The following is a 26,225-nucleotide window of genomic DNA, read 5'->3' as shown; positions in this document are numbered from 1 at the left end:
CGCCGAAGCGCCGCGGGGTCCGCAGGGTTACCCGAGCCGACGAGCGAATCCGAAACCATGAGCGGGCAGCTGTACGCTGTGGCCCTCGAAGACCGCAGTCGCCGAGGGCACATCGAGCCCTTCGACCGGTGCAGACAGATCAAAGTGCCGCGCATTGTCGCCCATATTGAACAGGCACACCCAGACCTCGTCATCCAGGCGGCGCTCGTACACTAATAGCGCGTCGTCATGGTAGACGGTACGCATACTGCCTTCGATCAACAGGCGCTGGTCCTGACGCCAAGCGAGAAACCGGCGGTAGATGTTGAGCATCGAATCTGGAACCGGCTCCTGGGCGGCCACCGACATCGGCAGATGCCGATCGGCCAGCGGCAACCAGGGCTGCTCGCGGCTGAAACCACCGTGCTGGTCCTGGTCATGCCAGGGCATCGGCGTCCGGCAACCGTCGCGACCCTTGAATTCGGGCCAGAAGCGAATGCCGTAGGGGTCGACCAGCTGTTCAAACTGCAGCTCGGCTTCATCCAGCCCCAGCTCTTCGCCTTGATAGAGGCACACGCTGCCACGCATGGTCAGCAGCATCGCCATGAACATGCGGCCGCGGGCCAGATCCGGCTGGTTGGCCAGCGCCCAGCGACTCATGACCCGCACCACATCATGGTTGCCGATGGACCAGCACGGCCAGCCATCCACCAGCTCGCGCTCCACGCAATCGATGGTGTGGCGCAGAAATCCTGGGCTGCACTGCTCGGTCAGCAGATCGAAGGAGTACGCCATGTGCAGCGTATCGCTACCGCCCGTGTACGCGGCCATGGTGCGCAACGAATGATCGCAGCCAATTTCCGCAACGGTGGCACTGCCTGGATAGCGCTCGAGCAACTGGCGAATGCGCCGCAGGAAGTCGAGGTTCTCCGGCTGCGTCTTGTCGTACACATGCTTCTGGAAGGCATAGGGGTTGTCGGCGCGCACGCCGATGCTGCCCTCGCGGATATCGTGGTTCGGCGGGTTGTCACGCAGCTCGCGGTCATGGAAGTAGAAGTTCGCGGCATCAAGCCGGAAGCCGTCGACGCCGAGCTTCAGCCAGAACTCCATATCGTCGAGCAATTGCTGCTGCACCGCCTCGCAATGAAAATTGAGATCCGGCTGGCTGGAGAGGAAGTTGTGCAGGTAGTACTGCTTGCGCCGGCTGTCCCAGGTCCAGGCCGGGCCGCCGAAAACGGAAAGCCAGTTGTTGGGCACGGTGCCGTCATCCTTCGGGTCGGCCCACACGTACCAGTCGGCTTTCTCATTGTCGCGACTGGAGCGGCTTTCCTTGAACCAGGCGTGTTGATCGCTCGAGTGATTGAGCACCTGATCGATGAGGATTCGGATGCCGCGTGCGTGGGCGACATCGATGACCTGCTTGAAATCATCCAGCGTGCCGAACAGCGGATCGACGCCGCGATAGTCGGACACGTCGTAGCCGAAATCCTTCATCGGCGAGGTGAAGAACGGCGATAGCCAGATGGCATCGACATTGAGGCTGGCGATGTAGTCGATCTTCTCGACCACACCGAGCAGATCGCCGACCCCATCGCCATTGCTGTCGAAAAAGCTGCGCGGGTACACCTGATATATGACGCCGCCGCGCCACCAGTCATTGCGATTCATACAACCAACCTTCGATGTTTGGGGGAACACGCCGCCACTCTAGGTGCGTCAACCCGCCGCAACATCCTCCTGGCCAGGCAATACCGAGGCGTATGGCTCCGGCGTAGAGGCGTCGCTCGGAGGGGGCGTAGATCGAATGACACGGCCTCGGGCGGCAGAAAGTCAGAGAACCGTCTATAAACAGGCGGGCCGACACTTATTTGTCACGACCCGCTTATAGGATCGGTCCAGTTCCCGGCCTGACCCCCCGTAGCTGCCGCAGCGCCTCCCCTTGGCGATGCCGCGACGGCCAGGAGCGACACGCAGCCAAAACCATGGAGAGACAACATGTTCAAGTGCAAGCCCCTCGCAGCCGCCATCATTGCGATTCTGGCCACCCAGGCCTATGCCGACGACAACAGCGCAGAACAGAACCAGACCGGCACCGACAATGTCGCGGAAGTCACTCAAACCGGTGGTCAGGACAACCTGTCTTATCAGGCGCAGACAGGCGCAAACAACGACGGCATGGTCACCCAGGACCAGGCCATCATGTCCGATGCCGTTCAGACCCAAACCGGCGATCTGAACCGCGCCGACATCGTGCAGAACTCAACTGAGCAGAGCGAAGCCATCCAACTGCAGGACGGCGACAACCACGACGCGAGCATCGTCCAGAGCGACTCCTTCGGTGCCAGTACTCGTCAGTACCAGGAAGGCAGCTACAACACCGCGCTCACCGAGCAAACAGCCGCAGACCTGAGCACCGCGGTGACCGAGCAGGAAGGCAGCGACAACTTTGCAGAGGCCATTCAGAGCAATACCGAGTCGAGCTACTCGGAGCAACGTCAGGTCGGCAATGACAACGTCTCGCTGGTATGGCAGGAAGGCGGCGCGGGGAATGAAGGCATCGTCAGCCAGAACGGCAATGGCAACGACGCATCGGTGTTCCAGTTCGACGCCAACGATTCGCGCGCTGAGATCGACCAACAAGGCGATGCTCAGGTGGCATCCGTGACCCAGGAAGGCTCGGACCACACCGCCAGCATCCAATCCATGGGGCTGATGAACGAAGCCTATGTAGACCAGAGCGGCTCGCTGCAAACGGCGTCGATCTATCAGGACGGAACCTCCAACAGCGCCGATATTTTCCAGGCTGGAGAAAGCAACAACGCCGCCACGGAGCAGACCGGCAACAACAACTACATCACCATTGACCAACTGGACGGTAACGTCCAAACGGCTTCACTGCAGCAGACGGGCGAGTACAACGAAGCCTACGTCACCCAGCAGGGCACCGATCATCTGATCGACTTCGCTCAGGACGGTACCGACAACCTGCTCACCGCCAGCCAGACCGGCACCGGCAACGAGCTGACCGGTTCGAGCTACGGTGATAACAACAGTGTGGATGTGGTGCAGGACGGCAACCTCAACGTAGCTGACATCCAGCAAATCTATGGTTCCGACAACGAAGTCAGCCTGACGCAGACCGGCGAAGGCCATCTGGCCCAGGTGCTCCAGGGCGGTACCGCCAACCAGGCGATCCTCGACCAGAGCGGCATGGGCAACGCCGCCACGGTGTCGCAGATGGGCTCGGGCAACATGGCCATCGTGACGCAGCAGTAAGCGTTATTGGCAGCCGGCCCTGCGCCGGCTGCCATTCTTACGTCGATCAGCGACTACGCGCCGGATTGCCCACCACCGTCGTTCCCGCCGCTACATCGCGCGTCACCACACTGCCCGCACCGATCACCGCGTTATCGCCGATGGTCACGCCCGGCAGAATGATCGCGCCACCGCCGATCCATACGTTTTCGCCAATCACCACCGGGCGACCGAACTCGAGGCCGCTACGGCGTTCTTCCGCGCCGCGTGGGTGGTCCGCTGCATAGATCTGCACGGCCGGACCGATCTGCGTGCCATTGCCGATACGCACGTCGACCACGTCGAGAATCACGCAGTTGAAGTTGAAGAAGACGTCGTTACCCAGGTGAACGTTGTAGCCATAGTCGCAATGAAACGGTGGCCGGATCACGGCGCCCTCGCCGACGCTTCCCAACAGCTCCATGAGCAAAGCACGGCGCACCGCTGGTGTTTCGCCGAGCGCAGCGTTGTAGCGCACCATCCACGCCTTCGCTGCAGCCTGGTCGGTTTGCAGCTCGGCGTCGCCGGGCCGGTAGAGTTCGCCTGCGAGCATCTTCTGTTTTTCGGTCATCGACATGTCGGGCTCCCTGTGGAACAAGAACGCACCCAGCCTTGGACCAGGCCGGATGCGTATTCTGTCATCCGACGCTATTCACCCTGGATCTTGCTCAGCAGGCTGCGCGCCAGCTGCACGGCTTCGTTGCGATGGGTGATGTTGAGCTTCTGATAGAGGCTGCGGATGTGCGTTTTGATCGTCGTAGGCGCAACGTTCAGGTGCTCGGCGATCTGCTCGTTGGATTGGCCGGCGTGGATCAGGCTGAGCACCTGCCATTCACGTCGCGTCAACGGCGAATGGCGGATCAGTTCGGGCACGTCCGGGCGGTTGATGATGTCCTGAATCACCGCTTCGTCCAGGGTGATGCGGATCGCCCGGCTGAAATCACGCTGCTGTTGCGCCAGCTGGATCAGCCGGTCAGCGCGCTGCGCTTCCAGCTCATCGAGCCGACGCTCGTGTTGCAAGGCCTTGAGCATCGAGATAAGCAGCTTGCCAATCCTCAGGAAGCTGCCGATGGCACCCGTGCTGCTGGCCAGGGTCAGTGCTAACTGCAAATGATCGAGGGCCTGTTGACGCTCCTCGCGCTGCCAGTGCAATTGCGCAAGCAGAATATGGTTGCGGTTCAAGTCCATGACCAGGCCGTGCTGTTCGGCATCAATCTGCAGCTGCCGAAGGATCGGCAGCGCCTTGTCTGCCTGTTTCAGCGACAGGTAAGCACGCGCGTGATTGCGACCGTTGTACTGGGCGAAGTGATTGACGCCGCGTTCGAGCGCAGGCGCCGTGAGCAGCCACTGCTGAATCGCCGTCTTGTCCTGGGTCGAGTCCCAGTAGCTGAGCATCACGGCGTGGGCGTTGGCGAGCCAATCAACGTGGTAGTTATCGTCGGCGAGCATGCTCTGCATCTTGCCAATGTAGTCGGCGCAGGCGCTCTGTTGTCCGCGTGCGTGGGCAATCCCGGCAAGCAGCGCGTAGCACTGCAACAGCCAGCGGTCGCCCACGTCTTCAAGAATCTGGATGCCCTGCAACGCGCACTGCTCGGCGGCGTCCAGGTGATGCCATTCGAGCAATACCTGGCCGCGTACCCGGTAGATGAATTCCATGATCGGCGTAGCCTGAAGGTCGGCCTGCTCGACGTACTGGATCGCTCGTTCCTGCAGCGAATAGGCCTTCTGCAGATAGCCCTGCGCGATGGCGATTTCAGACAGCTGCCCGAGATTCCAGACCACCAAATGCGAGGCACGAATCTCACGCGCACGGCGCTCGGCCTCTTCGTACTGTTTCTGCGCCTGGGGCAACAAGCCCTGGACGAAATGCGCTTCGGCCAGCCCCGACAGCGCTGCGACCTTGGAGGTGCGCATGATCAACGGCTCGCGGACCAGCGCTTCGCGAGCCAGGGCGATCGCCTGCTGCTCGTCGCCGCGGTTCATCGCCACCTGCGCGCGCACGGCATTGAATTCACCTACGATGCGCGCCCACTCCTCTTCTGAGCAGCTGTGTTGCAAGGTCTGCTCACCCGCCTTGAACCAACGCTCGACCTGGTCGAACTGGTAGGAATTCTGCGAGACCCACGCCTGCAACAGGGTGAACAGCGGCGAGCCGGCGATAACCGCGTCCGGAAGCGTTTCCAGACACTGCTGCAACAGCCCCAGCCGGCCCTGACGGTAGAACTGCCGTCCATGGCGCTCCAGCACCTCGCCAACCCGCACCGGGCATCCTGCCTGCACGGCGTGCCGTGCGGCTTCTTCCGGCATGCTCTCAGCCATCAGCGCTTCGGCCGCGCGCAGATGGAGATCCGTCATTCGCTGCGGTTGATGAGTGCGCAGTTCTCCCTGAAGGAAAATCGCGAACAGCGGATGGTAGGCGTACCACTGCCGCAAGCTGTCGAGCGGCTGTATGAAGAGACCACTGCGCTCAAGCTGTTCGAGCATGTCGCGCGCTTTGCTGCCCTGAGTCAGCCGATTCGCCAAGGGCGCATTGAAGCGTTCCAGGAGGCATGTCGCCTGGAGAAATTCGAGCGTCGCCGCGCCCAACTGACCCGTCACCTGTTCGCGCATGTAATCGCGGATATAGGGATGCCCGAGCTGCAGATTTTCCAGAAAAAGATCCATCCCCCGACCGGTCTGCACTTCCTGCAGGGCCAGTTGCAACGCGCAAGGCCAGCCGCCGATGCGTCGGTTCAAGCGCTCAACCTGCTCGCGGTTGACCGTGACCGGAAGGCCCAGATTAAGCAGCGCCTCCACCTCATCTGTTTCAAAGGCCAGATGCGGCGCATCGACCGTCAACAACTGATGCTTCACACGCAGGTCGGCAACGCCCAGTTCAGGCAAACCGCGGCTGCACACGAGCAGGGTCAACCACGCCGGCATGTTTCGCAGGAAAAAGCGCAGCGCAGCGATGACCTCGGGGTTGTTCAGTGTTTCGAAATCATCCAGCACCAGCAGCAGCGGATCGTGCTCGGCCGGCAGCTCCGCCAGCAGATGGGTCAGCAAGGTGTCGAACACCTCGCCGCCCTGTTCCGCCAGTAGCAAACTGCGCGCACAGCCATGCGCCAGCTGCGCATCAATCACGTGCAGCAGATAGCGGCCGAGCTGACGGGGATCGTTGTCACCAGGATGAAGCTGCAGCCAGGCGACCCGGCCATCGAACGCCTGCGCCCACTGGCAGGCGAGCGTGGTCTTGCCGAATCCGCTGGGCGCATGCAGCACGGCTAGCCGCACGTCGCCGAGGCGTTGGAACCACTCATCCAGACGCGGTCGCGCCAGCAAACCGCGTGGCATCGGCGGCATGCTCAGCTTCGCCGGTATCAGCGGCAAAGGCTCAGGTATTGCGGCGTTCATGGTCGTCTCCCGTGATCCAATCCCTGTTCGGGTTTCGTGACGCATCGTGTGTCGCGACTAGATGGCTAGCCTTTCACCCCACCGGCGGTCAGCCCGCCAACGATCCACTTCTGGCAGTAGAGGAACACAGCTGTGATGGGCAGGCCTGAGAGAACCGCCGCCGCAGCGAAGTCGCCCCAGAGGTAGTTCTGGTCGTAGAGGTATTGCTGGGCACCGACCGACAGCGTGAGCTTGTCCACGTCCATCAACAGCACCGAGGCAATCGGGTATTCGGTGATGCTGGTGATGAAGGCGAGAATGAACACCACTGCCAGGATCGGCACGCTCATGGGCAGCAAAATGTGCACGAAGGCTTGCCAGGTGGTGGCACCGTCGACAATCGCCGCCTCTTCCAGCGAGCCGTCAATGCTTTCGAAATAGCCCTTGATGGTCCAGATGTGCAGCGCCATCCCGCCCAGCGAGGCGATGATCACCGCGCCATGGGTGTTCACGCCGAGCCAGCTAACGTGCTCGCCGAGCTGATCGAACAAGGCATAAATGGCCACCAGCGTCAGCACCGGCGGGAACATCTGGAAAATCAGCATGCCCTTGAGGATCGGGCCCTTGCCGCCGAAGCGCAGCCGGGCGAAGGCGTAAGCGCTCGTAGTGGAGAGCATGAGAATCAGCACGGAGCTGATCAGCGCGATCTTGATCGAGTTCCATAGCCAGGTGAGCACGGGGAATGGCGGGTTGCTGACTGCGCCGTTCTCATGCACGTAGGGAATCCCCAGCGCCAACGACCAATGCTCCAGGGTCGGGCTTTCCGGGAAGAGGCTACCGGTGGCGAAGTTGCCCTCGCGGAACGAGATCGACACCACCATCAGCAGCGGAAACACGATCAGCGCGACAAAGGCGAGCAGTGCCGCGTGAGTCATCCAGATGCGGTATTTGACGGATTTCGGTTGAACCATGGCCATGTGCGTAATCCTCAGACCTTGACCTTGGAAAGCTTCAGGTTCAGCCAGGCCATGGCACCGACGACGATAAAGATCAGCGTGGCGATGGCGGCAGCCAGGGCAAAGTTCTGCCCGGAATCCTGAAAGGCGATGCGGTAGGTGTAACTGACCAGCAGATCGGTCGTCCCGGCCGGCGTGGTAGTGCCCAGAATGTCCGGCCCCCCGCGGGTCAGCAGCGTGATGAGGACGAAATTGTTGAAGTTGAAGGCGAAGCTGGCGATCAGCAGCGGCGCCAGAGGCTTGATCAGCAACGGCAACGTGATCTTCAGGAGGTTGTCCAGCGGCGACGCGCCGTCCATCGCCGAGGCTTCATACAGATCACGCGGAATCGCCTGCAGCAGCCCCATGCACAACAGCAACATGTAGGGGTAACCGAGCCAGGTGTTCACCAGCAGGATCATGCTGCGCGCCAGCGTCGGATCGCTGAACCAGGCCGGGCGTATGCCGAACAGGCTGTCGAGCATCAGATTGATCTCGCCGAAGCTCTGATTGAACAGACCTTTAAACACCAGGATCGAGATGAACGCCGGAACGGCATACGGCAGGATCAACATCAAGCGGTAAAAGGCTTTGCCGCGCACCATGTCCCACTGCAGCAAGCTGGCCAGCACCAAACCCACGGCAAGCGTGAAAACCACGGTCAATGCGGCGAAACATACGGTCCAGACGAAGATCTGCAGAAACGGGCCACGGATCTTCGGATCGGTCAGCACTTTCGCAAAGTTGCTCCAGCCGGCGTAGACGGTGTACCCCGGGGCGACGCGCTGACCTTCGGCATCGACGTAGAATCCGATGTCATCGTTTGCCGTCAGGCGCTCACCGGTCTGGTTGTTTACCAGCGAGCCGTCTTCTTCTGGGCGATACAGCGGCTCGACCGCCGCCACCTCACGCAGGCCATACAGGCGCAGCAGTTGGCCTTCGTTGCCGAGCAATACCCACTGTTCGAGCTGGTTGCGCAGACGAATCACCTCGCGCAGCGGCAAGGCCTTGCCCAGGTCGTCCACCTCACCAACCGGGCTCAGTTCCAAGGGCTCGCCCTGCTGTAGCTCGCCTTGCAGCGGTGCCGACACCCAGACGCCCTGCTCGCCCTTGTCGACGCTCAGACGCATCTCGCCGTCATCATTCTGATGCAGGCTGAACCCATACCGCTCGCCTGCCAAATGAGTCTGGCTGAGGTGATAGCCCCGCGCTTGTTCGAAGCTCAGCAGATTGGTACCGCTGTAGTTGGTAAAGCCGATCCCTACGGTGTAGAGCAGCGGAAAGATGACAAACACCAGCATGCCCGCCACGGCAGGAAATATGTAGCGGTGGGCGTAGGCACGGCGGCTGATGAACACAAAGCTGGCGATACCCGCCACCACCAGTCCGAGCAGGGCGAACACGGTCTGTCCCTGGGCATACAAGGCAATGATCAGGTACAGGGCAAAAGCGTTGCATAACAGCCACAGGCCCCACCGCATCGCGGCGGGCATCTTAGGGACCGACAGCTTGGGCACGGCTCGGCGGGGTATCTCGACGGGAACATTCACGGCGGACATCGGAATCTGGGCCTCAGGACGCGCAGCCGGAAACGCAGGCGTCTCCGGCTGCGGTTGCGACTGCGGGTTGTCGTTACTTGACGATGCGTTTGGCGGCGTCATCCAGGGCGGCATCCACGGTTTGGCGACCGGAGGTGATGTTCGTCAGCGCAGGCTCCATGGCCGACCAGAACACGCCCATCTGCGGAATGTTCGGCATCGGACGACCCTGCTGGGCGCTTTCGAAGGTGGCCTTGATCATCGGATCACCCGACAGCTCGGCCATGTATTCCTTGTTCACCACAGCGCCCAGCGCTACATCGGCGTTTACTGCTTTCAGACCTTCGACCTGGAGCAGGTAGTTCTCCAGAAACTCAACCGCCAACGCCTGATTCGGGCTGGCCGCGTTGAGGGTTGCGGCCATCACGCCGGAGAACGGCTTACTCGGGCTGTCACCTACCGCCGGAATGGGCGCAACGCCGAAGTCGATTCCGCTCTTGCGGATGTTCGACCATGCCCAGGGCCCGCTGATGAACATTGCCGATTCGCCCTTGTTGAAAGCTGCTTCAGCCGCGCTGTAGTCCGCGCCCTTGGGCATGACGCCCTGGTCGATAAGCGCTTTGAGCACCATCGCGCCCTGCTTGGCGCCTTCATTGTTCACGCCGGTCTTGCTGACGTCATAACCCGAGTCGGTGTCAGCGAATGCATAACCGCCGTTGGCAGCCAGCAAGGCCCAGGTGAAGTAGGTGTTGTTGTAATCCCAGAGGATCGCTCGCTTACCGTCAGCGGCGAGTTCCTTGTGGATGGAGAAAACTTCGTCAAAGGTCTTCGGCGGCGTCGGCACCAGGGCCTTGTTATAGATCAACGCCGGTGCTTCCACCGCGATGGGGTAGCCCCACTGCTTGCCGTTATAGCTCACCGCTTCCCAGGCGAAATCAGCCACTTCGTTCTGGCTCTTGGCGCTGGGCGTGACCGGGGTGATCAGCCCGCTTTGTGCCCATTCACCGAGGCGATCATGCGCCCAGATAAAAATGTCCGGTCCGTTGCCTGTGGCCGCTGCTTGCTGGAACTTGTCAGTGGCAGCGTCGGGATGCGCAACCTCAACGGGAATACCGGTTTCTTCGGTGAACTTCTCGCCGACCTTGGCCAGCCCTTTGTAGCCCTTGTCGCCATTTATCCAGACAACCAGCTTGCCTTCTTCGATGGCGGCCTGGACGGACAGCGGCAGGCTCAGGGTGGCGGAGAGACCGATCGCGGCCGCTGCAAACAGCTTTTTATTCATTTGGGTCATTCCTCGTGGCTTCTTATTTTTGATCCACAACGTTCTGCGTGCCGTCAGGCGGTCTGCAGTGCATCCATACTCTCCCCGCCGATCAGCTAAAACATCCTCCTCCGAGGGAGGATGAGGGGCGTAGATGCAGGGCGTAGTTTTGTCTTCGCGCTGTGTTTTCAGAGGCTTTGAATTGCCTATCTCAGCCTGCACGGCATGAAGAAAACAGGCTTGAATATAGCCATCTTCTCGCCAAGCCGGAGCCGGACATGCGCCCTCTGCCGCCCCTTAGTCCATCTATCCTAGCCCTTTGTTTCGGTCTGCTCGCACCCGTTATACAAGCGGAACCGCAATTCCCGATTCGACTGGGCGGTCAGCCACTAACGCCGTCATGGGAAAGCCTGGCCGACGATCGCTTCGAGACGGAGCTAGAGCTGCCCGAAGGCGTGCTACAGCTGGGCGCCGGCGCGACTGAACATGAGCCGCTCAAACCGTTTCAGCGACATGATCTGAAACCCGGCAGCAACTACCATTTCAAGGTGACGAAGCCGGGCCGCTACCGCCTGCTGGTGCAGACCGGCGAGGACGCCAACCTGCGACTGCTGCCGATCCGCCAGGAGAGCAAGCCGGTCGAACACGCGTGCCGCCCGTGGAATGGCGAAGCCGTACAGGTGCCGGTCGCCGGTGTGTTCGACAACGGTCAGCGGTTGCGCGACGCCTACAGCGGTAATACCGCAACCGTGCAGAACGGCAAGGTCGAACTGATGCCGGCACCGGAGAGCAACGGCTTGCTGCTGATTGAGGCGGCTGACGCGCCTTCAAAGCAGCCACGTGACTGGCGTAACGCGACCGTCTATTTCACCCTCACGGATCGCTTCGCCAACGGCGACCCGAGCAACGACCGCAGCTATGGCCGAGAGCCTGACGGTGCGCAGGAGATCGGCACCTTTCACGGCGGCGATCTCAAGGGCCTGACCGGCAAGCTCGACTATCTGTCCGAGCTGGGTGTGGACGCACTCTGGATAAGCGCGCCTTACGAACAAATCCACGGGTGGGTCGGTGGCGGCGACAAAGGCGACTTCCGCCATTACGCCTACCACGGCTACTACGCGCTGGATTACACCCAGCTGGATGCCAACATGGGCAGCGAGGCCGACCTTCGCGAACTCATCGCCGGTGCCCATGCGCGCGGTATTCGTGTGTTGTTCGATGTAGTGCTCAACCACGCCGGCTATTCCACGCTCGCAGATATGCAAAACCTAGGATTCGGCGCCCTGCGCGACGGCATGGCGCAATACCTGCCGGAGCGCTGGACAGACTGGCAGCCGGAGCCCTACGAGAACCTGCACGCCTACCACAACCTGATCGACTACGATCACCCGGCCTGGTCACGCTGGTGGGGCAAGGAGTGGGTGCGCGCCGGCATAGCCGACTACCCTGCTCCACCAAGCGTCTTGGTGGACCCGGTAAAAGGCTCGCTGGCGTTCTTGCCGGACTTTCGCACCGAGTCAGAGAGCCCGGTCGGCCTCCCTGAATTCCTTCGCCACAAGCGGCCCACCCGCGCCGTCGAGCGTGACGGCTACCGGGTGCGTGACTACCTCAACGAATGGCTGACGACCTGGGTGCGTGAGTTCGGCGTCGATGGTTTTCGTGCCGACACCGTCATGCATGTCGAACCGGAAGCCTGGGCAGCGCTGCGCCAGCACGCAGACCGGGCGCGCCAAGCGTGGTCCGACGCCAATCCGGACGACCCGATGGCGGGCGAGCCGTTCTGGATGGTGGGTGAAGTCTTCGGTCACGGGCCGGAAACCAGCGACTATCAGGCCAACGGTTTCGATGCACTGATCAACTTTGCCTTCCAGGAGGAAATAGCCGGCACTGCCAGCGATTGCCTGCGCCGCGCCGACAAGAGCTACGGGCACTACGCGGAGCTGCTGGCGCAGAATCCGGGGCATAACTTCATGAGCTACGCCTCATCCCACGACACGTCCCTGTTCTCAGCCCAGCACGACAACGACCTGCAGCGCCAGCATGGCCTCGCCAGCGCCTTGCTGCTGAGCCCAGGCGCGGTGCAGATCTATTACGGCGACGAAAGCGCACGCGCTTTCGGGCCTACAGGCTCCGACCCCTATCAGGGCACCCGCTCGGACATGAACTGGGACGATCACGCCAAGCCGGAAGTCGACGCGCTGATCCGGCATTGGCAGCGCCTCGGTCAGTTCCGCGCACGCCATCCCGCAATCGGTGCGGGCAGCCACCGGCAACTGTCCGAGTCGCCTTACGCCTTCGCTCGCCAGCACGGCGACGACCGGATCATCGTGGTACAGGCTCGCTGAGCCGGGTCGCTGGAGTTGGTTATGACACCCGAACAACACCGCCACGCTGCGCAGCTGGCTTTCGTCGCCAGCGGTGCGGAGCTGGAAATCGGCACGCCTGAAGAGTGCCCGCTGCCGTTGGAACAGCTCGTCGCTACCCGAGGCGATGAGCCCTACGTGCGCGAACGGTTCAGCGCGGGGCTTACCGCGCATGTCTATCGCATTCACGCGGGCGGGCAGGACTGGACCCTCAAGCTCGCCCGCGACAAATGCAAGGTGCAGAACGTCGACGGGCAGACCAGCTTTCTCAATGAGATCCAGCGCCGTGCCGACCTGCGCGAACTCAAGCGCGACCCAGTGCTCGGCGAGCGGCTGAACGCCATCGTCGACACCCGCTACGCCAGCTTTCGCCATGGCCTATTGCTCTCGCCCTGGATCGAGGGTGTGACGATCGACACGTGGGACGAACGTCAGCTCGTGCAGCTCTTCGATACGCTGGTGGCGCTCTTGCTGGGCGGCCTGTTCGAGTGGGACCTCTGCCCCGGTAACACGCTAGATGACGGTCAGGTGCGGCTGTTCGACTTCGGCTACATGTACCGTTTCGATCCGCTACGCGCGTTCAATAGCAACGGGACTGCGATGCCACAGTTTCACGCCGCTGAACGCTTTGAAACTCGCCAATTTTTCGCCCATCTGTTGAGACTTGAGCAGGACGGCGAACGCCTTGCGCTCGCTGCCTTCGTCTTGGAAAAGCGTATCGCCGTCGAGGCCTATCAGCGTCTGCGCGCAGAGCTCGCAAGCCGCGGCGCCCTGCCCGGGGTGCTCGACTGGCTGGACGGCATGATCGCCAGCTGGCGGCGCGCCCTGGTTAGCGATGCTACGGAGTTGTACCTGCAGGAAGCCTGGCGGTCCCATTGGCTGGATCTGCATGACGACCTCAGCGGTCAGACCTGCACGCCGTCGACCATGGCGCGTATCGGCTGGCTGGAGCGCACGGCGCGTGAACGCTACGCCGATCTACAGAGGCTCGTCGTGGTGGAGAGCAAGAACAGCTTGTTTGACCAACTGAGGGAGGCTCGCCAGCTTGCCCAGCGCTGGCAAGTGGCTTGATACCCGTCCGAGTCAACTAGCGCCAACAGAAGCCGGGCCCGAACGGGCCCGGCTAAGACAGGCTTACAGGTTAGAAGCGACCCGTGGTGCTCGCACCCGCTGCGCTGGTGACGCGGTTGTTGGCGCCCGATTGCCAGGTTTTTACCTGCGCCGGGTTGGCCTCGCTGCGCACGATGCACTTCCACTCCACAGCCTGACCGGCCGGCAGGCTTATCGTGCCTTTCCAGGTGGGATAGCTACTGACGTCCGTCAGTCGTACCGCACCCGCCGGGCTCCAGCTGCCGAGCTGGGTCAGGTTGCCGACGGCATAAACGCTATCGCCCGGCTGAGTCACGCCGTTGTCACAGCGGAAGTTGACGCTGACCAGACTGCCCTCGCCGCCGCCGTTCGTGCTGCCAGTGGTCCAGATCTTCAGCTGGCCATTGTCCTCGTTCAACGCCTGACTGAAGCTCCCGCTGCTGACCTGAGAAGGATCGGTCAGGTTCGAACCCAAGGCGATCACCAGCGTTTGCGCCGTACCCCGTACGGTTGCCACCAGACCGGAATGACCGCTGTGGAACTCGATCGCCGAATCGGCCCGCACCCCTGCGGCACGGCGGATCTGGATCAGCTGACGAATCAGTGGCGCGTGCCCCCAGTCGTACATATGCGACCAGTACACCACCGGCGTACCGGGGCTCGACAGGATGTAGGCGTAGGCCTGACGCACCAGATCGTCACGCAGCGCCCAGTGATGCTGGCCGCCGTTCTGACCGGGTGAATAACCGGTGTCATGGTTGTCGACGAAGGTTACCGCCACTTCCCGCCAGCGCGGATCGGGGTTGCCGTTGAGGCCGTGCTTCCAGTCAGCGATGGCGCCGTTCTGCATGCGCTCCTTGAGCGCGAAGTCGAACACCGGGCACCTGGCGCGATCGGACCAGTCCTTGATCACCTGCTGCCAGCTGGCGGTGTTCCGCCAGTCCCAGCTCGGATATTCGGCCGGCGCCTTCCACAGCTCGCCCACGCAAAAGGCGTTGTCGTGAGCCTCGCTCATCCAGGAATCGACCCGCTCACTGGCGTAACCGCGCACGAAGTCGAAGCGAAACCCGCCGGCGCCATAGTTGCTGCGCAGGTTGGAGAACTCGTCGCGGAACATGCCGTATACCTGCGGGTTGGCGGTGTTGAGGTCGGCGTCGCCGCCCACGAAACGGTCGCCATCATCGCAGTCGTTGGGGTAGTTGCCGGGATCGGAGCAATCGTTACGCCAGAAACCCTGGCCGGCCGGCAGGTTGATTTCCTTGTTCGGGTAACCGCGATTCATATGATTGGGAACGGCGTCATACAGCACTTTGACCTGGGCGCCGTTCAGGGCAGCAGCCGCCTGCTTGAGCTGGGCGTCGCTGCCATAGCGGCCATTCTTGTTGAAGTCATGCCAGAAATAACCCTCGCCACCGCCAGAGTTGGCACCATCGCTCCAGCTGGAGAAATCGCGCCAGGGCACAGGCATCCAGATCGCGCTGAAACCATCCGCTGAGATGGTTGGCGCCATCTCGCGCAGGGTGTTGTACCAGTTGTTGGCGGACTCCCGAACCACGTTCCAGTGGAAACCCTGGAGGATGATTTCGTCACCGCCGTGATAACGAACCCCAGCCGGACTCTTGCCGGCTAGATCCGCTGCATATGCGCCACTCAGCGTCAGCAGCAAGGAGGACACCGCCAAGGCCAGGCGGGCAGGAAGCAAGGGATGTTTCATCGAAGTAGCTCCACTTTTGTAGTTGTTGTGAGCACCCGACATCGGTCACCGGTTTCCCGGACAACCGGGCGCAGAGGGCGACGACGCGAACGCCACCGTCCGGGCCAGACTGCCGCGCATTCCCGGCACGCCATACCTCCCCGGCGGTTTTTCACCGGGCTTAGTGGCCAGGCGTAGTACGCGGCACCTTTCCGGCCAATCTCCCTCCTCCCCCGCTACGCCCCGCCGCTCCGCCTTGAAAAAAACCTGCGGGGAGGATGTCGCGAACGTCGCCGATCCGCAGGCTTTCGTTCGCCGCCAGCCCGTTCCGCATTCGACCGGGCAAAGCTGGCGCCACCGCTGGCAGTACTTGAACGGCCCGCATTTGGCCGAGCACAGACCAACAAAAAGAACAAAGGACTATCGCGATGAACCGGCAACATTCCCTGCGTCTTCTGCAACCCACCCTGCTCTGCGCTGCCATCCTGGCTGCCATACCCGCGCAAGCGGTGGATTTTCACGGCTACATGCGCTCCGGCGTCGGTGCGACGGCCGGCGGAGGCGACCAGGCCTGCTTCCAGGCTGCTGGCGCGCCGGCCAAGTACCGTCTCGGCAACGAGTGTGAAACCTACGCCGAAATCGGCTTGGGCCAGGAAGTGTGGAAGGAAGGCGAGCAGAGCTTCTACGTCGACAGCATGATCGCCTACAACTCGCGGCAGGCGAACGACTGGGAAGCCACCCGCACCGACACCAACGGTGGTGCCAACAACCCCTTCGATGAAAGCGGGGATGTCGCGATCCGCCAGTTCAATGTGGTCGGCCACAACCTGATCCAGAGCCTGCCGGGCGCTGACATCTGGGCAGGCAAGCGCTACTACAAGCGTCATGACGTGCACATCAACGACTACTACTACTGGGACGTGTCCGGCCCGGGCGCCGGCATCGAAGACATTGATCTGGGCTTCGGCAAAGGCAGCATCGCCTGGATCCGCAACACCGATGGCGAATGGGCCTACCAGGGTTCAGGGACTGGCACCAACATCGCCAACGACACCCTGGACTTCCGTATCGGCGAGATCGACGTCAACCCCAACGGCAAGCTCGAGATCGGCTACGACTACGGCAAAGCCAACCTGACGGACCTTCAGGAACGCGACGACGGCTACCAGGACCAGAAAGGTCATCTGGTCACCCTTGAGCACACTCAAGCCAGCTGGTTCGGTGGTTACAACAAGCTCGCCGTGCAGTACGGCACCGACGGCATCATCGCCACCAGTGGCCGCAACAACACCGGCAATAGCGATGGCGACATGCTGCGCCTGGTCAACCAGGGCGTGGTCGGGCTGACCGACACCATCGAAATGATGTACGTACAAATCTACGAAGATCGCGACTTCGACAATGACTCCGGCCAGAAATGGCTCTCCTTCGGCGTCCGTCCGGTCTACAAGTGGAACGACACCATGAGCACTGCGCTGGAGTTCGGCTATGACCGTGTTGACCCTCAGGCCGACGGCGAGCGCAGCCGCGATCTTAAGAAGCTCACCCTCGCCCAGCAGTGGTCGGCCGGCCGCAGCTTTTGGGCACGCCCGCAGATCCGCGTGTTCGCTACCTACGCCCAGTGGGACGGCGGCCGCTATCAGGCAGCCAGCGAATCAATCGACGCTGGCGATGACGACGGTCTGACCTTCGGCGTTCAGGCAGAAGCCTGGTGGTAAACGTCCGGTGGTAATTGCCTGAGTGTCGGCGGTTAAGCGTGCGGTCTCTCCTCCCGCATCGCCCGCCGACTCTGGTAACGCTCATTTCCGCTCCCACCGTCTTGGCGGTGTTTTTACCCTGACCGTGGCTGGTCGGGGTCTTTTTTGATTGGAGTAGCTCCAATGAACCACCTGAGATTCCCCCTGCTTGGCCTCGCCATGCTGATGGTTGCCGGCTGCGGCAGCGATCCCCTACGCCGTGTGGACGCGCTGGCGCAAACCCCGGCCCCGCTGGAAACGCCGATAAGCACCGCACGTCAGGTATTGGCGGACGCACCGGTCTGCTGCGATGCAATCAAGGCCTTTCCCTTTCAGCCCATTCCGGCAAATTTTTCCGCTGACGTGACGCTGGACGCGTCGGCCCCGGCTTACCGCTTCGACAGCGGCAAGAGCTTCTTCCGCGCCTTCGAACTGCCGCGCGAGAGCAAATCCTTCGAAATCCGGCTGTACAGCCAGGCGGGCGATACGGTACTCGCCCCCAGCGTCATGCTGCTCGACGGTCAACTGCGCATGACCCGTCTGCTCGATGCCGATGACTTCGTCTATGTGCCCGCCGAGGGCCTCAAGGGCGACAGCCTCGACGCCCGCCTACGCATCGATCGGACATACCTGGACAACTCCGGTAACGAGCAATATCTGGTGCTATTCGCTGCAGATGCCGACGGCCAGACCGTTCTCCAGCACCCCGCCAAGGCCTACGCCAAAGCGCTCGGCAACGAGCCGCCCAGCATTCCGGACCCGGTCGCCCAGCATTCGCCGGTAGGTGTGATCAAGATGGTACTGATCGAAGACAAGGCCGCCGGGCAGCAGGCGAATACCTATGTGCCCGCCTACAGCACGGGTCGTGAAATGGGAAACGAACTGCCATCGATACCCGCTCCGGCCGTGCTGCCGGAAACCCAGGCCTATTACCGCCAGGGCATCGATGCAGCCTTGGCCAGCAAGGACCTGGAGCGCGCGTTACGCCTGGCAGACGAAGCCACGCGTGTCGGTGACGCCAGCGCCAAGGCCTATCTGCTGGAACGCATCGAGATCAAGTAAAGACCAGCGGCGGCCTGCATCTAACGCCGGTCGCCGCGTAACAAGCTGACCTGCGCCTGAAGCTGCTGACGATTGGCTTCGCTGGCGGCGATAGGCGCGCTGGCAACCAAGTCCACTTGCGACCAGATCCGGCGGAAGAAGCCCTTGTCTGGATCACGGCTGAAAAAGCTGCCCCACAGACCCCGCAGCGCCATGGGCACCACCGGCACCGGATTCGCTTCGAGAATGCGTTCCACGCCCGCCTTGAACTCATTGATCTCGCCATCAGCGGTGAGCTTGCCTTCCGGAAAGATGCACACCACTTCGCCATTGCTGAGGTAGCGGCTGACGCGCTCGAACGCCTCTGTGTAGATCGCCTCGTCTTCATGTCGGGCGGCAATCGGCACCGCCCCCGCAGTCCGGAAGATGAAGTTCAGTACCGGGATCTGGAAGATTTTGTAGTACATGACGAAGCGCACGGGCCGGCGCACCGCACCGGCGATCAGCAGCGCGTCGACGAAGGACACATGGTTGCAGACCAGCACCGCCGGGCCTTCGTCCGGGATCGCGTCAAGCCCTTGCTGGCGCACCCGGTACATGGAGTGGCCGAGCAGCCAGACCAGAAAGCGCATGCTGAATTCCGGCACGATGCTGAAGATATAGGCGCTCACCGCCACGTTCATCAGCGATACCACGAGGAACAGCTGCGGAATCGATAGCCCCGCGACACTCAACAGCAGAATGGCCACCAGCGCCGAGGCAACCATCAGCAGTGCGTTGAGAATGTTGTTTGCCGCGACCACCCGCGCCCGCTCCTGCTCGGCCGTGCGCGACTGGATCAACGCATACAGCGGCACGATATAGAAGCCGCCGAATACCCCGATCCCAAGCACTGACGTCAATATCCACCAGGCCTGGCCGAAACTCAGCAGCGTCAGCCAATCGTGGGGCGTGCTGCCCGGCGGAAAACCGCCCGATTGCCACCACAACAAGAGGCCGAACAACGTCAGCCCCATGGAGCCAAAAGGCACCAGACCGATTTCCACCTTGTGGCCGGAAAGCCGCTCGCAGAGCAGCGAGCCGAGGGCGATGCCCACCGAAAACACCGTCAGGATCAGCGTGACGACGGTCTCGTCGCCATGCAGCAGGTCTTTCGAATAGGCCGGAATCTGGGTCAGGTAGGTCGCGCCGAGAAACCAGAACCAGGAGTTGCCGATCAGCGAGCGCGATACCGAGAGGCGCTGCCCCAGCCCCATGCGCAGAATCGCTCCGGTCTGGCGAAACAGGTTCCAGTCCATCTGCAATGTTGGAAATGACGCGCCGGTTGCAGGTACTTTTCGGCTGGCGAAGTAACCAGCGACAGCCACCAGCACTACGCTGCCGGCGATGAGCTGAGCGTAGCCCTCGCTGGCCATCATCACGCCAGCGGTGATTGTGCCGGCGAGAATCGCCAGAAAGGTGCCCATTTCCACCAGCGCATTGCCGCCGACCAGCTCGTGATCCTCGAGCAGCTTGGGCAGCACCGAATATTTGACCGGGCCGAACAGCGCTGACTGAGTGCCCATGCAGAACAGCACGGCCAGCAGCAACGGCAGGTTGCCCAGCAGCATGCCCGCCGCACCGGCAAGCATGATGGCGATCTCGCCGGCCTTGATCGCCCGGATCAGTCGCTCCTTCGGGTACTTCTCGCCGAGCTGGCCGCCCAGGGCAGAGAACAGGAAGAACGGCAGGATAAACAGCAGCGCACAAAGATTGATCAGCAGACTGCTGTCTGCGCTGGAGCCGATCTTGTAGAGGATCGCCAGAATCAGCGCCTGTTTGAACAGGTTGTCGTTAAAGGCACCCGATAACTGAGTCAGGAAAAACGGCAGGAAGCGCCGTTTGCCAAACAGGGTGAACTGCGAGTGAGGCTTGGTCATCGATCCGATTCCATGGACAGGGCGTTGATCATAGGAGCGCGCCGACCCGCCTCAGGGCACATGAGAGGCGTGGTTGGCGCGATGCAGTGAGCGTTCGATCACAGCGGCAGCTGGCCGAACGCCCAGCGCAAGAGAAAGAAACTCAACAGGCCGCCCGCAATGGTCGCCAACAGATTGCGGGCAACGGCTGCGATGAGGATTGCGAGCAACCCCGCGAGCAGATAGGCATTGTTCCAGTGCACCGCCCACTGTCCTTCAGGCATGAGCATGCCCGGGACCACGATGGCCGTCAGCACCGCGACCGGCACATAGTGCAAGCCCTGCTCCACCAGGCGAGGGAAGCGTAGGTCCGGCCAGGCGAAGAAGCTGTAGCGGATCACGAAGGTGATTGCCAGCATGCCAAGAATAAGCAGCCAGGTTTGCATCAGCGCACCTCCACGTTCAGTTGGCGCTCGGCGCGCTGCTCGAGCCAGACGCCTACTACGATGCCGGCCAGCGCGGCCGCGATCAGCCCCAGCTTGTAGGGCATGTCCCAAGTCAGTAGCGCGACAGCAGCCGCGACCAGCGCGGACACCACTTGCGGACGGGTGCGCATCATCGGCACGGCAATCCCAATGAAAGTGGCGATCATGGCGAAATCCAGCCCCCAGCTGGCCACGTTCGGCACCGCTTGGCCGAACGCGATACCGGCCAGCGTCGCCAGTTGCCAACTCAGGTACATGGTCAGTGCGGCGCCCAGAAAGAACCAATGTTTGTAAGGGGAGCTGTCCTCTCGGGCATAGCGATGCTGGATAACGGCAAAGGCTTCGTCAGTCAGCCAGAAGGCAAGCGGCACCCGCCAGCGACTCGACAGATGCCGTACGAAAGGCTGCAGCGCCGCGCTATAGAGCGCGTGGCGCAGATTCACCACGAAGGTTGTCAGCAACACGACCGCCGCGCCCACTCCGCCGGTAATCAGGGTGACCGCGATAAACTGCGCCGAGCCGGCAAACACCAACGCCGACATGCCGATGGTCTGCCAGGTAGAGAGGCCCGCACCAATGGACAGCGTGCCGAAAATGACACCGAAGGGGACCGCACCGACGATCAGCGGGAGGATATCGCGACAGCCATGCAAGAACTCCTGCAAGCGGGACATTGAGGCTCCTTAGGGTGTACCGCAAAAGGTGATGAGCTATGCACCGAGTCGGAGCATAGGGGCGCGTGAAGACGGACCAGTGACAGCGGAAATTGCGACCGCAAACATTACCCCAAGCGCGCTCCCAGAGCGACCCGCCAGCAACAGCAGCGTGCGTGTGACCCCGCTCGCAGCCACCAAACACGAGCCGTTCAGCCGATGGCCCGCGCCTCGAGCGCATTCTTGACCGTAGGCCAGTCACGGTCCGTGATGCTGTAAAGAACGGTGTCGTCCAGCCGGCCGTCTGCGAGACGACGGTGATTACGAAGCACGCCCTCGCGCTGGGCGCCGAGCTTTTCGATTGCACGCTGAGACCGGAGGTTACTGGCCGCGGTCTTGAGTTGCAGGCGTACCAGCTGCCAGTCCTCGAACGCGTGTCTGAGGAGCAAATGTTTGATCGAGGTGTTTAGCCCACTTCCATGCTCGGCCCGGTCCAGCCAGGTCCACCCCAGTTCGGCTGCCGGCAGAAGCGGGTTGAAGTCAGCGAAACGGGTGGTGCCGACAATGCGATCGGCCATGCGCAGGGTAAACACCACGGCCCGGTTTTCTCGTTGCTCAGCAAGCGCGAAGCGGTACCAGTCAGGGCGCAGCGGGCCGTTCAGATAGACCAGCTCGTCACGGTTGCCCATGGCCAGTTCCACCAATGCCGGGATGTCTGTTTCTGCAAGCGGGTCCAGACGCAGGGCTCCCCGTTGCAACGTGACCGGGCGCGGCGTGAACATTTAATGGCTCTCCTGACTTTTATTCAGCATATACATCGCTCTTGTGATCCTCACGTCGGCGGGAAGTGCCGCCCCGGCCAGCCAGGATCCTGCGGGGATCGACCCTAGACGAACCTGGCGGGATACCCAAGGCCGCCAAGACGACAGCGCGCGCCCTTCAGACGGACAACGTAACCGGCGAGCGGTCTAGCGCGGGCGCTGCGCCGGTCCAGCCGCGACCACTCACCTCATGCGACCATGGTCGCAGCCGCAACAATCGCCCCTGTTTTACTGCGAAACTTTACGGATTCATCTATCAATAAGCGGCAGTCTCCTGGATTCCGAAATGCGGCCGAGCTAGAGCAGCCGCAGGCGTGGTATGCCAGTCGTGAACAGGTACATCGCACCTGCTGACCTCGTCAGCGCAACGGGCCGATTACCGTTCTTTCGGTGTACATGAGACTGTCTGGTCCGGCGCGCCAGGCCATTTGCTTACGGGCGGTCCTTACGGGCACACCCTTTTATCGTTGTTTGGAGTTCGCATGTCGTTGTCCGGTGGGCTGATTGCGCTGGTCGCGTTTACTTATATGGCCGTGCTGTTTGCCATCGCTTTCTATGGTGATCGCAGCGCACCGATGTCTCCGCGCCTGCGCGCCTGGGTCTACAGCCTATCGCTGGCGGTTTACTGCACCAGCTGGACCTTCTTCGGCGCCGTGGGCCAAGCCGCCGAGCAACTCTGGTCGTTCCTGCCGATCTACCTGGGGCCAATGCTGTTGATGTTGCTGGCACCCCACGTGATCCAGAAGATGATCATGATCAGCAAGCAGGAAAACATCACCTCCATCGCCGACTTCATTGCGGCGCGCTACGGCAAATCGCAGCTGTTGGCCGTGGTGGTCACGCTGATCTGCCTGGTCGGTGTACTGCCGTACATCGCCCTGCAGCTCAAGGGCATCGTGCTCGGGGTGAACCTGCTGATTGGCAATCACAGCGAGGCGGCCGCCGGCTCGGGTACCCGTGACACGGCCCTGATCGTGTCCGTGGTGCTGGCGCTTTTCACCGTCCTGTTCGGCACGCGCAACCTGGACGTCACCGAGCACCACCGCGGGATGGTCCTGGCGATTGCATTCGAGTCGCTGGTCAAGCTGCTCGCATTCATCGCCGTGGGTGTCTTCGTCACCTTCGGTTTGTATAACGGCTTCGGCGATCTGTTCAATCAAGCATACGACTCATCAGAGCTGACCGGCTTCTGGGAAGAGACAGTCAATTGGCCCTCGATGTTGGTACAGACGACCGTGGCCTTGATGGCCATTGTCTGCCTGCCGCGCCAGTTCCACGTCACCGTCGTGGAGAACATCGAGCCACGCGACTTTAATCTCGCACGTTGGGTGTTCCCGCTTTATCTATTACTGGCGGCCATCTTCGTGATCCCCATCGCGCTGGCCGGGCAAATGCAGTTACCCGCCGGGGTCACGCCGGACTCCTTTGTGATCAGCCTGCCGTTGGCCGAAGCCCACCCGGCACTGGCAATGCTGGCATTCATTGGCGGCGCCTCGGCCGCGACGGGCATGGTCATTGTGGCAAGCGTGGCGTTGTCGACCATGGTGTCCAACGACATGCTGCTGCCCTGGTTGCTGCGTCGCAAAGAAGCCGAGCAACCGTTCGAGGTGTTCCGTCACTGGATGCTTTCAGTGCGTCGCATCAGCATCGTTGCCATTCTGTTGCTGGCCTACGTCAGCTACCGGCTGCTCGGCACCAGCGCGAGCCTGGCCACCATCGGCCAGATTGCATTCGCCGCGCTCACCCAACTCGCACCCGCCATGGTCGGTGCCCTGTATTGGAAGCAGGCCAACCGGCGCGGCGTGTTCGCTGGCCTCGCCGCCGGCGCGCTGGTCTGGGGTTACACGCTGATTTTGCCGCTGCTGGGCTGGCCACTGGAAATGTTCCCCGGCCTGCAGTGGATGTACACCACCGAACTGCCGTTCGATACCAGCGCATTGACGCTCGGCGTGATGCTGTCGCTGGTGAGCAACGCGACACTGTTTTTCTGGGTCTCGATCCTTTCGCAGACTCGCGTGGCCGAGCACTGGCAAGCCAGCCGTTTCATCGGGCAGGAAGTTCATGCGACGCCAAACTCCCGCCGGCTGCTCGCCGTGCAAGTCGAGGATCTGCTCTCGCTGGCGGCACGCTTCGTTGGCTCGGAGCGTGCGGAACTCAGCTTTCAACGCTTCGCCCGGCGGCACGGCCATGACTATTCACCCAGGCAACAGGCCGACGGCCAATGGATCGCTCATACCGAGCGCCTGCTGGCCGGTGTGTTGGGTGCGTCGTCGACGCGCGCAGTCGTCAAGGCCGCGCTGGAAGGGCGCGACATGCAAGTCGACGATGTCGTCCGCATCGTTGGCGAGGCGTCCGAGGTTTTGCAATTCAACCGCGCACTGCTGCAGGGCGCGATCGAGAACATCACCCAGGGCATCAGCGTGGTCGACCAGTCACTGCGCCTGGTGGCGTGGAACCATCGCTACCTGGAAATGTTCGAGTACCCGGACGGCTTGGTCTACATTGGTCGCCCCGTGGCGGACATCATCCGTTACAACGCCGAGCGCGGCCTTTGCGGGCCTGGCGATGCCGATACCCACGTGGCCAAGCGGCTGTACTGGATGCGCCAAGGCCGCGCCCACACCTCCGAGCGAACCTTTCCAAACGGCCGCGTGGTCGAGCTGATTGGCAACCCGATGCCCGGCGGCGGGTTTGTCATGAGCTTCAGTGACATCACGGCTTATCGAGAAGCTGAACGCGCCCTCAAGGATGCCAACGAGGGCCTGGAGCAGCGCGTCATCGAGCGTACCCAGGAACTGTCGGAACTTAACAACGCGCTGACCGAAGCCAAGAGCACCGCCGAAGCGGCCAACCAGTCGAAGACGCGCTTTCTGGCCGCGGTCAGCCACGACCTGATGCAACCCTTGAATGCCGCACGGTTGTTCTCCGCTGCGCTGTCGCACCAACATGACGCTCTGCCGAGTGGAGCCCGCGATCTGGTGCGCCATCTGGACGGATCGCTGCGCTCGGCCGAGGATCTGATCTCCGATCTTCTGGACATTTCTCGCCTGGAAAACGGTCGCATCACGCCTGATCGCAATCCCTTCCCGCTGGCCACGCTGTTCGACACGCTCAGTACCGAGTTCACCATTCTCGCCGCCGAACAGGGTGTGGACTTCCGCGTTCATGGCAGCCGCTTGCGGGTCGACAGCGACATTCGCCTGTTGCGCCGGGTGCTGCAGAACTTCCTCACCAATGCCTTCCGCTATGCCAAAGGGCGCGTCGTGCTCGGTGTTCGGCGCCAGGGCGCTTCACTGCGCCTGGAAGTATGGGACCGCGGCCCGGGAATCGCCGAAGACAAGCTGCGGGTGATCTTCGAGGAATTCAAACGCCTGGACAGCCACCAGACCCGCGCCGAGAAAGGATTGGGGCTGGGCCTGGCCATCGCTGATGGCTTCTGTCAGGTGCTCGATCATCCGCTGTCGGTGCGCTCGGTGCCTGGCAAGGGCAGCGTGTTCAGCGTGACCGTCCCGATTGCCAACAACGTTGTCCGGCAGCCGAAAGCCAATGGCAACGGCGAGCCACAACAGACCGCGCTAACCGGAATTCAGGTGCTGTGCATTGATAACGAAGACAGCATTCTGGTGGGCATGCACAGCTTGCTGTCACGCTGGGGTTGCCAGGTCTGGACAGCCAGCAACCGAGCCGAATGCGAGGCACTGTTGAGGGAAGATGTAAGACCGCAGCTGGTATTGGTCGACTATCACCTGGACCATGGCGAGACCGGATCGGACTTGATGGCGTGGTTGCGTACTCGGCTCGGCGAGCCGGTACCGGGCGTGGTGATCAGCGCCGACGGGCGACCGGAACTGATCGCGGCGATTCACGCAGCCGGGCTGGACTTCCTCGCCAAACCGGTGAAACCCGCCGCGTTACGCGCACTGATGAGCCGCCACATTCGCTTGCATTGAAGCAGACGTGCGCCAGGGCAAGTCTGTGCCAAGCGCGACGGCTAAACTGAAACAGTC

The 26,225-nt window shown here is 62.0% G+C and carries 17 protein-coding genes; 6 read left to right on the top strand and 11 right to left on the bottom strand.

All coding sequences use genetic code 11. The features are described 5' to 3' along the window. Positions 1–27: 27 nt before the first annotated feature. Positions 28–1,647: an alpha-glucosidase gene (locus K4O48_RS07230; protein ID WP_222911365.1), complete on the bottom strand. Its 1,620-nt coding sequence runs from the start codon at positions 1,645–1,647 to the stop codon at positions 28–30. A gap of 327 nt (positions 1,648–1,974) precedes the next feature. Between K4O48_RS07230 and K4O48_RS07225 the strand changes: the two genes are divergently transcribed. Next, on the top strand, positions 1,975–3,255 hold the full coding sequence (locus tag K4O48_RS07225; RefSeq protein ID WP_222911364.1) for a hypothetical protein: 1,281 nt from the start codon (positions 1,975–1,977) through the stop codon (positions 3,253–3,255). 46 nt (positions 3,256–3,301) lie between these two features. On the opposite strand, the gene K4O48_RS07220 is transcribed toward K4O48_RS07225, so the two are convergent. From K4O48_RS07220 to malE, 5 genes are all read right to left on the bottom strand, one after another. Continuing rightward, positions 3,302–3,850 carry a sugar O-acetyltransferase gene (locus K4O48_RS07220; RefSeq protein WP_222911363.1) on the bottom strand — a complete coding sequence of 183 codons (549 nt, stop codon included), beginning with the start codon at positions 3,848–3,850 and terminating at the stop codon, positions 3,302–3,304. Positions 3,851–3,921: 71 nt separating this feature from the next. Next, positions 3,922–6,666, bottom strand: coding sequence for an HTH-type transcriptional regulator MalT (gene malT / locus K4O48_RS07215; RefSeq protein WP_222911362.1), 2,745 nt, complete (start codon positions 6,664–6,666; stop codon positions 3,922–3,924). A 65-nt stretch (positions 6,667–6,731) separates the two neighbouring features. Further along, positions 6,732–7,622, bottom strand: a complete 891-nt coding sequence (gene malG / locus K4O48_RS07210) for a maltose ABC transporter permease MalG (protein WP_222911361.1) — start codon at positions 7,620–7,622, stop codon at positions 6,732–6,734. A gap of 11 nt (positions 7,623–7,633) precedes the next feature. Further along, the gene (malF, locus tag K4O48_RS07205) at positions 7,634–9,199 is read right to left on the bottom strand and encodes a maltose ABC transporter permease MalF (RefSeq protein WP_222911360.1); all 1,566 of its coding nucleotides are present in this window, start codon (positions 9,197–9,199) and stop codon (positions 7,634–7,636) included. A 73-nt stretch (positions 9,200–9,272) separates the two neighbouring features. Then, complete coding sequence (gene malE / locus K4O48_RS07200) at positions 9,273–10,460, bottom strand: maltose/maltodextrin ABC transporter substrate-binding protein MalE (RefSeq protein ID WP_222911359.1); 1,188 nt, start codon at positions 10,458–10,460, stop codon at positions 9,273–9,275. Between the two features lie 257 nt (positions 10,461–10,717). On the opposite strand from malE, the gene K4O48_RS07195 reads away from it, so the two are divergent. Further along, on the top strand, positions 10,718–12,784 hold the full coding sequence (locus K4O48_RS07195; RefSeq protein WP_222911358.1) for an alpha-amylase: 2,067 nt from the start codon (positions 10,718–10,720) through the stop codon (positions 12,782–12,784). A gap of 21 nt (positions 12,785–12,805) precedes the next feature. Further along, the gene (locus K4O48_RS07190) at positions 12,806–13,873 is read left to right on the top strand and encodes a hypothetical protein (protein WP_222911357.1); all 1,068 of its coding nucleotides are present in this window, start codon (positions 12,806–12,808) and stop codon (positions 13,871–13,873) included. 70 nt (positions 13,874–13,943) lie between these two features. Here the strand turns inward: K4O48_RS07190 and K4O48_RS07185 are convergent, their stop codons facing one another. After that, a complete protein-coding gene (locus tag K4O48_RS07185; protein WP_222911356.1) occupies positions 13,944–15,605 on the bottom strand; it encodes a glucan 1,4-alpha-maltotetraohydrolase domain-containing protein in 1,662 nt (553 codons plus the stop codon). A 407-nt stretch (positions 15,606–16,012) separates the two neighbouring features. On the opposite strand from K4O48_RS07185, the gene K4O48_RS07180 reads away from it, so the two are divergent. Both K4O48_RS07180 and K4O48_RS07175 read left to right on the top strand, forming a co-directional pair. Continuing rightward, on the top strand, positions 16,013–17,302 hold the full coding sequence (locus K4O48_RS07180; RefSeq protein ID WP_222911355.1) for a maltoporin: 1,290 nt from the start codon (positions 16,013–16,015) through the stop codon (positions 17,300–17,302). Between the two features lie 162 nt (positions 17,303–17,464). Continuing rightward, positions 17,465–18,382 carry a MalM family protein gene (locus K4O48_RS07175; protein WP_222911354.1) on the top strand — a complete coding sequence of 306 codons (918 nt, stop codon included), beginning with the start codon at positions 17,465–17,467 and terminating at the stop codon, positions 18,380–18,382. A gap of 20 nt (positions 18,383–18,402) precedes the next feature. Here K4O48_RS07175 and K4O48_RS07170 read toward each other — a convergent pair whose 3' ends face one another. From K4O48_RS07170 to K4O48_RS07155, 4 genes are all read right to left on the bottom strand, one after another. Further along, entirely contained in the window at positions 18,403–20,280 is a 1,878-nt protein-coding gene (locus K4O48_RS07170) for an MFS transporter (protein WP_222911353.1), read from the bottom strand. A 98-nt stretch (positions 20,281–20,378) separates the two neighbouring features. Further along, positions 20,379–20,705 carry an AzlD domain-containing protein gene (locus K4O48_RS07165; RefSeq protein ID WP_222911352.1) on the bottom strand — a complete coding sequence of 109 codons (327 nt, stop codon included), beginning with the start codon at positions 20,703–20,705 and terminating at the stop codon, positions 20,379–20,381. Further along, positions 20,705–21,418, bottom strand: coding sequence for an AzlC family ABC transporter permease (locus tag K4O48_RS07160; RefSeq protein ID WP_222911351.1), 714 nt, complete (start codon positions 21,416–21,418; stop codon positions 20,705–20,707). Before K4O48_RS07160 ends, K4O48_RS07165 begins: the two co-directional genes overlap by 1 nt. A 191-nt stretch (positions 21,419–21,609) precedes the next feature. Then, positions 21,610–22,179 carry a GNAT family N-acetyltransferase gene (locus tag K4O48_RS07155; protein ID WP_222911350.1) on the bottom strand — a complete coding sequence of 190 codons (570 nt, stop codon included), beginning with the start codon at positions 22,177–22,179 and terminating at the stop codon, positions 21,610–21,612. Between the two features lie 521 nt (positions 22,180–22,700). Between K4O48_RS07155 and K4O48_RS07150 the strand changes: the two genes are divergently transcribed. Beyond that, positions 22,701–26,168 carry a PAS domain-containing hybrid sensor histidine kinase/response regulator gene (locus K4O48_RS07150; protein WP_222911349.1) on the top strand — a complete coding sequence of 1,156 codons (3,468 nt, stop codon included), beginning with the start codon at positions 22,701–22,703 and terminating at the stop codon, positions 26,166–26,168. The last annotated feature ends 57 nt before the right edge of the window (positions 26,169–26,225 follow it).

Origin of the sequence: Pseudomonas sp. DNDY-54 (assembly GCF_019880365.1) — a bacterium.
Classification (GTDB): domain Bacteria; phylum Pseudomonadota; class Gammaproteobacteria; order Pseudomonadales; family Pseudomonadaceae; genus Stutzerimonas; species Stutzerimonas stutzeri_P.
Note: the sequence above shows the minus strand (reverse complement) of the source record. Positions and strands in the feature narration are given on the sequence as shown.

Bases quoted from the DNA above. Each gene is read 5' to 3' on its own strand.
- malT (WP_222911362.1), bottom strand. From the start codon at position 6,666: ATGAACGCCGCAATACCTGAGCCTTTGCCGCTGATACCGGCGAAGCTG.
- K4O48_RS07155 (WP_222911350.1), bottom strand. From the start codon at position 22,179: ATGTTCACGCCGCGCCCGGTCACGTTGCAACGGGGAGCCCTGCGTCTG.
- K4O48_RS07195 (WP_222911358.1), top strand. From the start codon at position 10,718: ATGCGCCCTCTGCCGCCCCTTAGTCCATCTATCCTAGCCCTTTGTTTC.
- malG (WP_222911361.1), bottom strand. From the start codon at position 7,622: ATGGCCATGGTTCAACCGAAATCCGTCAAATACCGCATCTGGATGACT.
- K4O48_RS07180 (WP_222911355.1), top strand. From the start codon at position 16,013: ATGAACCGGCAACATTCCCTGCGTCTTCTGCAACCCACCCTGCTCTGC.
- K4O48_RS07160 (WP_222911351.1), bottom strand. From the start codon at position 21,418: ATGTCCCGCTTGCAGGAGTTCTTGCATGGCTGTCGCGATATCCTCCCG.
- K4O48_RS07220 (WP_222911363.1), bottom strand. From the start codon at position 3,850: ATGTCGATGACCGAAAAACAGAAGATGCTCGCAGGCGAACTCTACCGG.
- K4O48_RS07170 (WP_222911353.1), bottom strand. From the start codon at position 20,280: ATGACCAAGCCTCACTCGCAGTTCACCCTGTTTGGCAAACGGCGCTTC.
- malF (WP_222911360.1), bottom strand. From the start codon at position 9,199: ATGTCCGCCGTGAATGTTCCCGTCGAGATACCCCGCCGAGCCGTGCCC.
- K4O48_RS07150 (WP_222911349.1), top strand. From the start codon at position 22,701: ATGTCGTTGTCCGGTGGGCTGATTGCGCTGGTCGCGTTTACTTATATG.
- K4O48_RS07190 (WP_222911357.1), top strand. From the start codon at position 12,806: ATGACACCCGAACAACACCGCCACGCTGCGCAGCTGGCTTTCGTCGCC.
- K4O48_RS07230 (WP_222911365.1), bottom strand. From the start codon at position 1,647: ATGAATCGCAATGACTGGTGGCGCGGCGGCGTCATATATCAGGTGTAC.
- K4O48_RS07185 (WP_222911356.1), bottom strand. From the start codon at position 15,605: ATGAAACATCCCTTGCTTCCTGCCCGCCTGGCCTTGGCGGTGTCCTCC.
- malE (WP_222911359.1), bottom strand. From the start codon at position 10,460: ATGAATAAAAAGCTGTTTGCAGCGGCCGCGATCGGTCTCTCCGCCACC.
- K4O48_RS07175 (WP_222911354.1), top strand. From the start codon at position 17,465: ATGAACCACCTGAGATTCCCCCTGCTTGGCCTCGCCATGCTGATGGTT.
- K4O48_RS07165 (WP_222911352.1), bottom strand. From the start codon at position 20,705: ATGCAAACCTGGCTGCTTATTCTTGGCATGCTGGCAATCACCTTCGTG.
- K4O48_RS07225 (WP_222911364.1), top strand. From the start codon at position 1,975: ATGTTCAAGTGCAAGCCCCTCGCAGCCGCCATCATTGCGATTCTGGCC.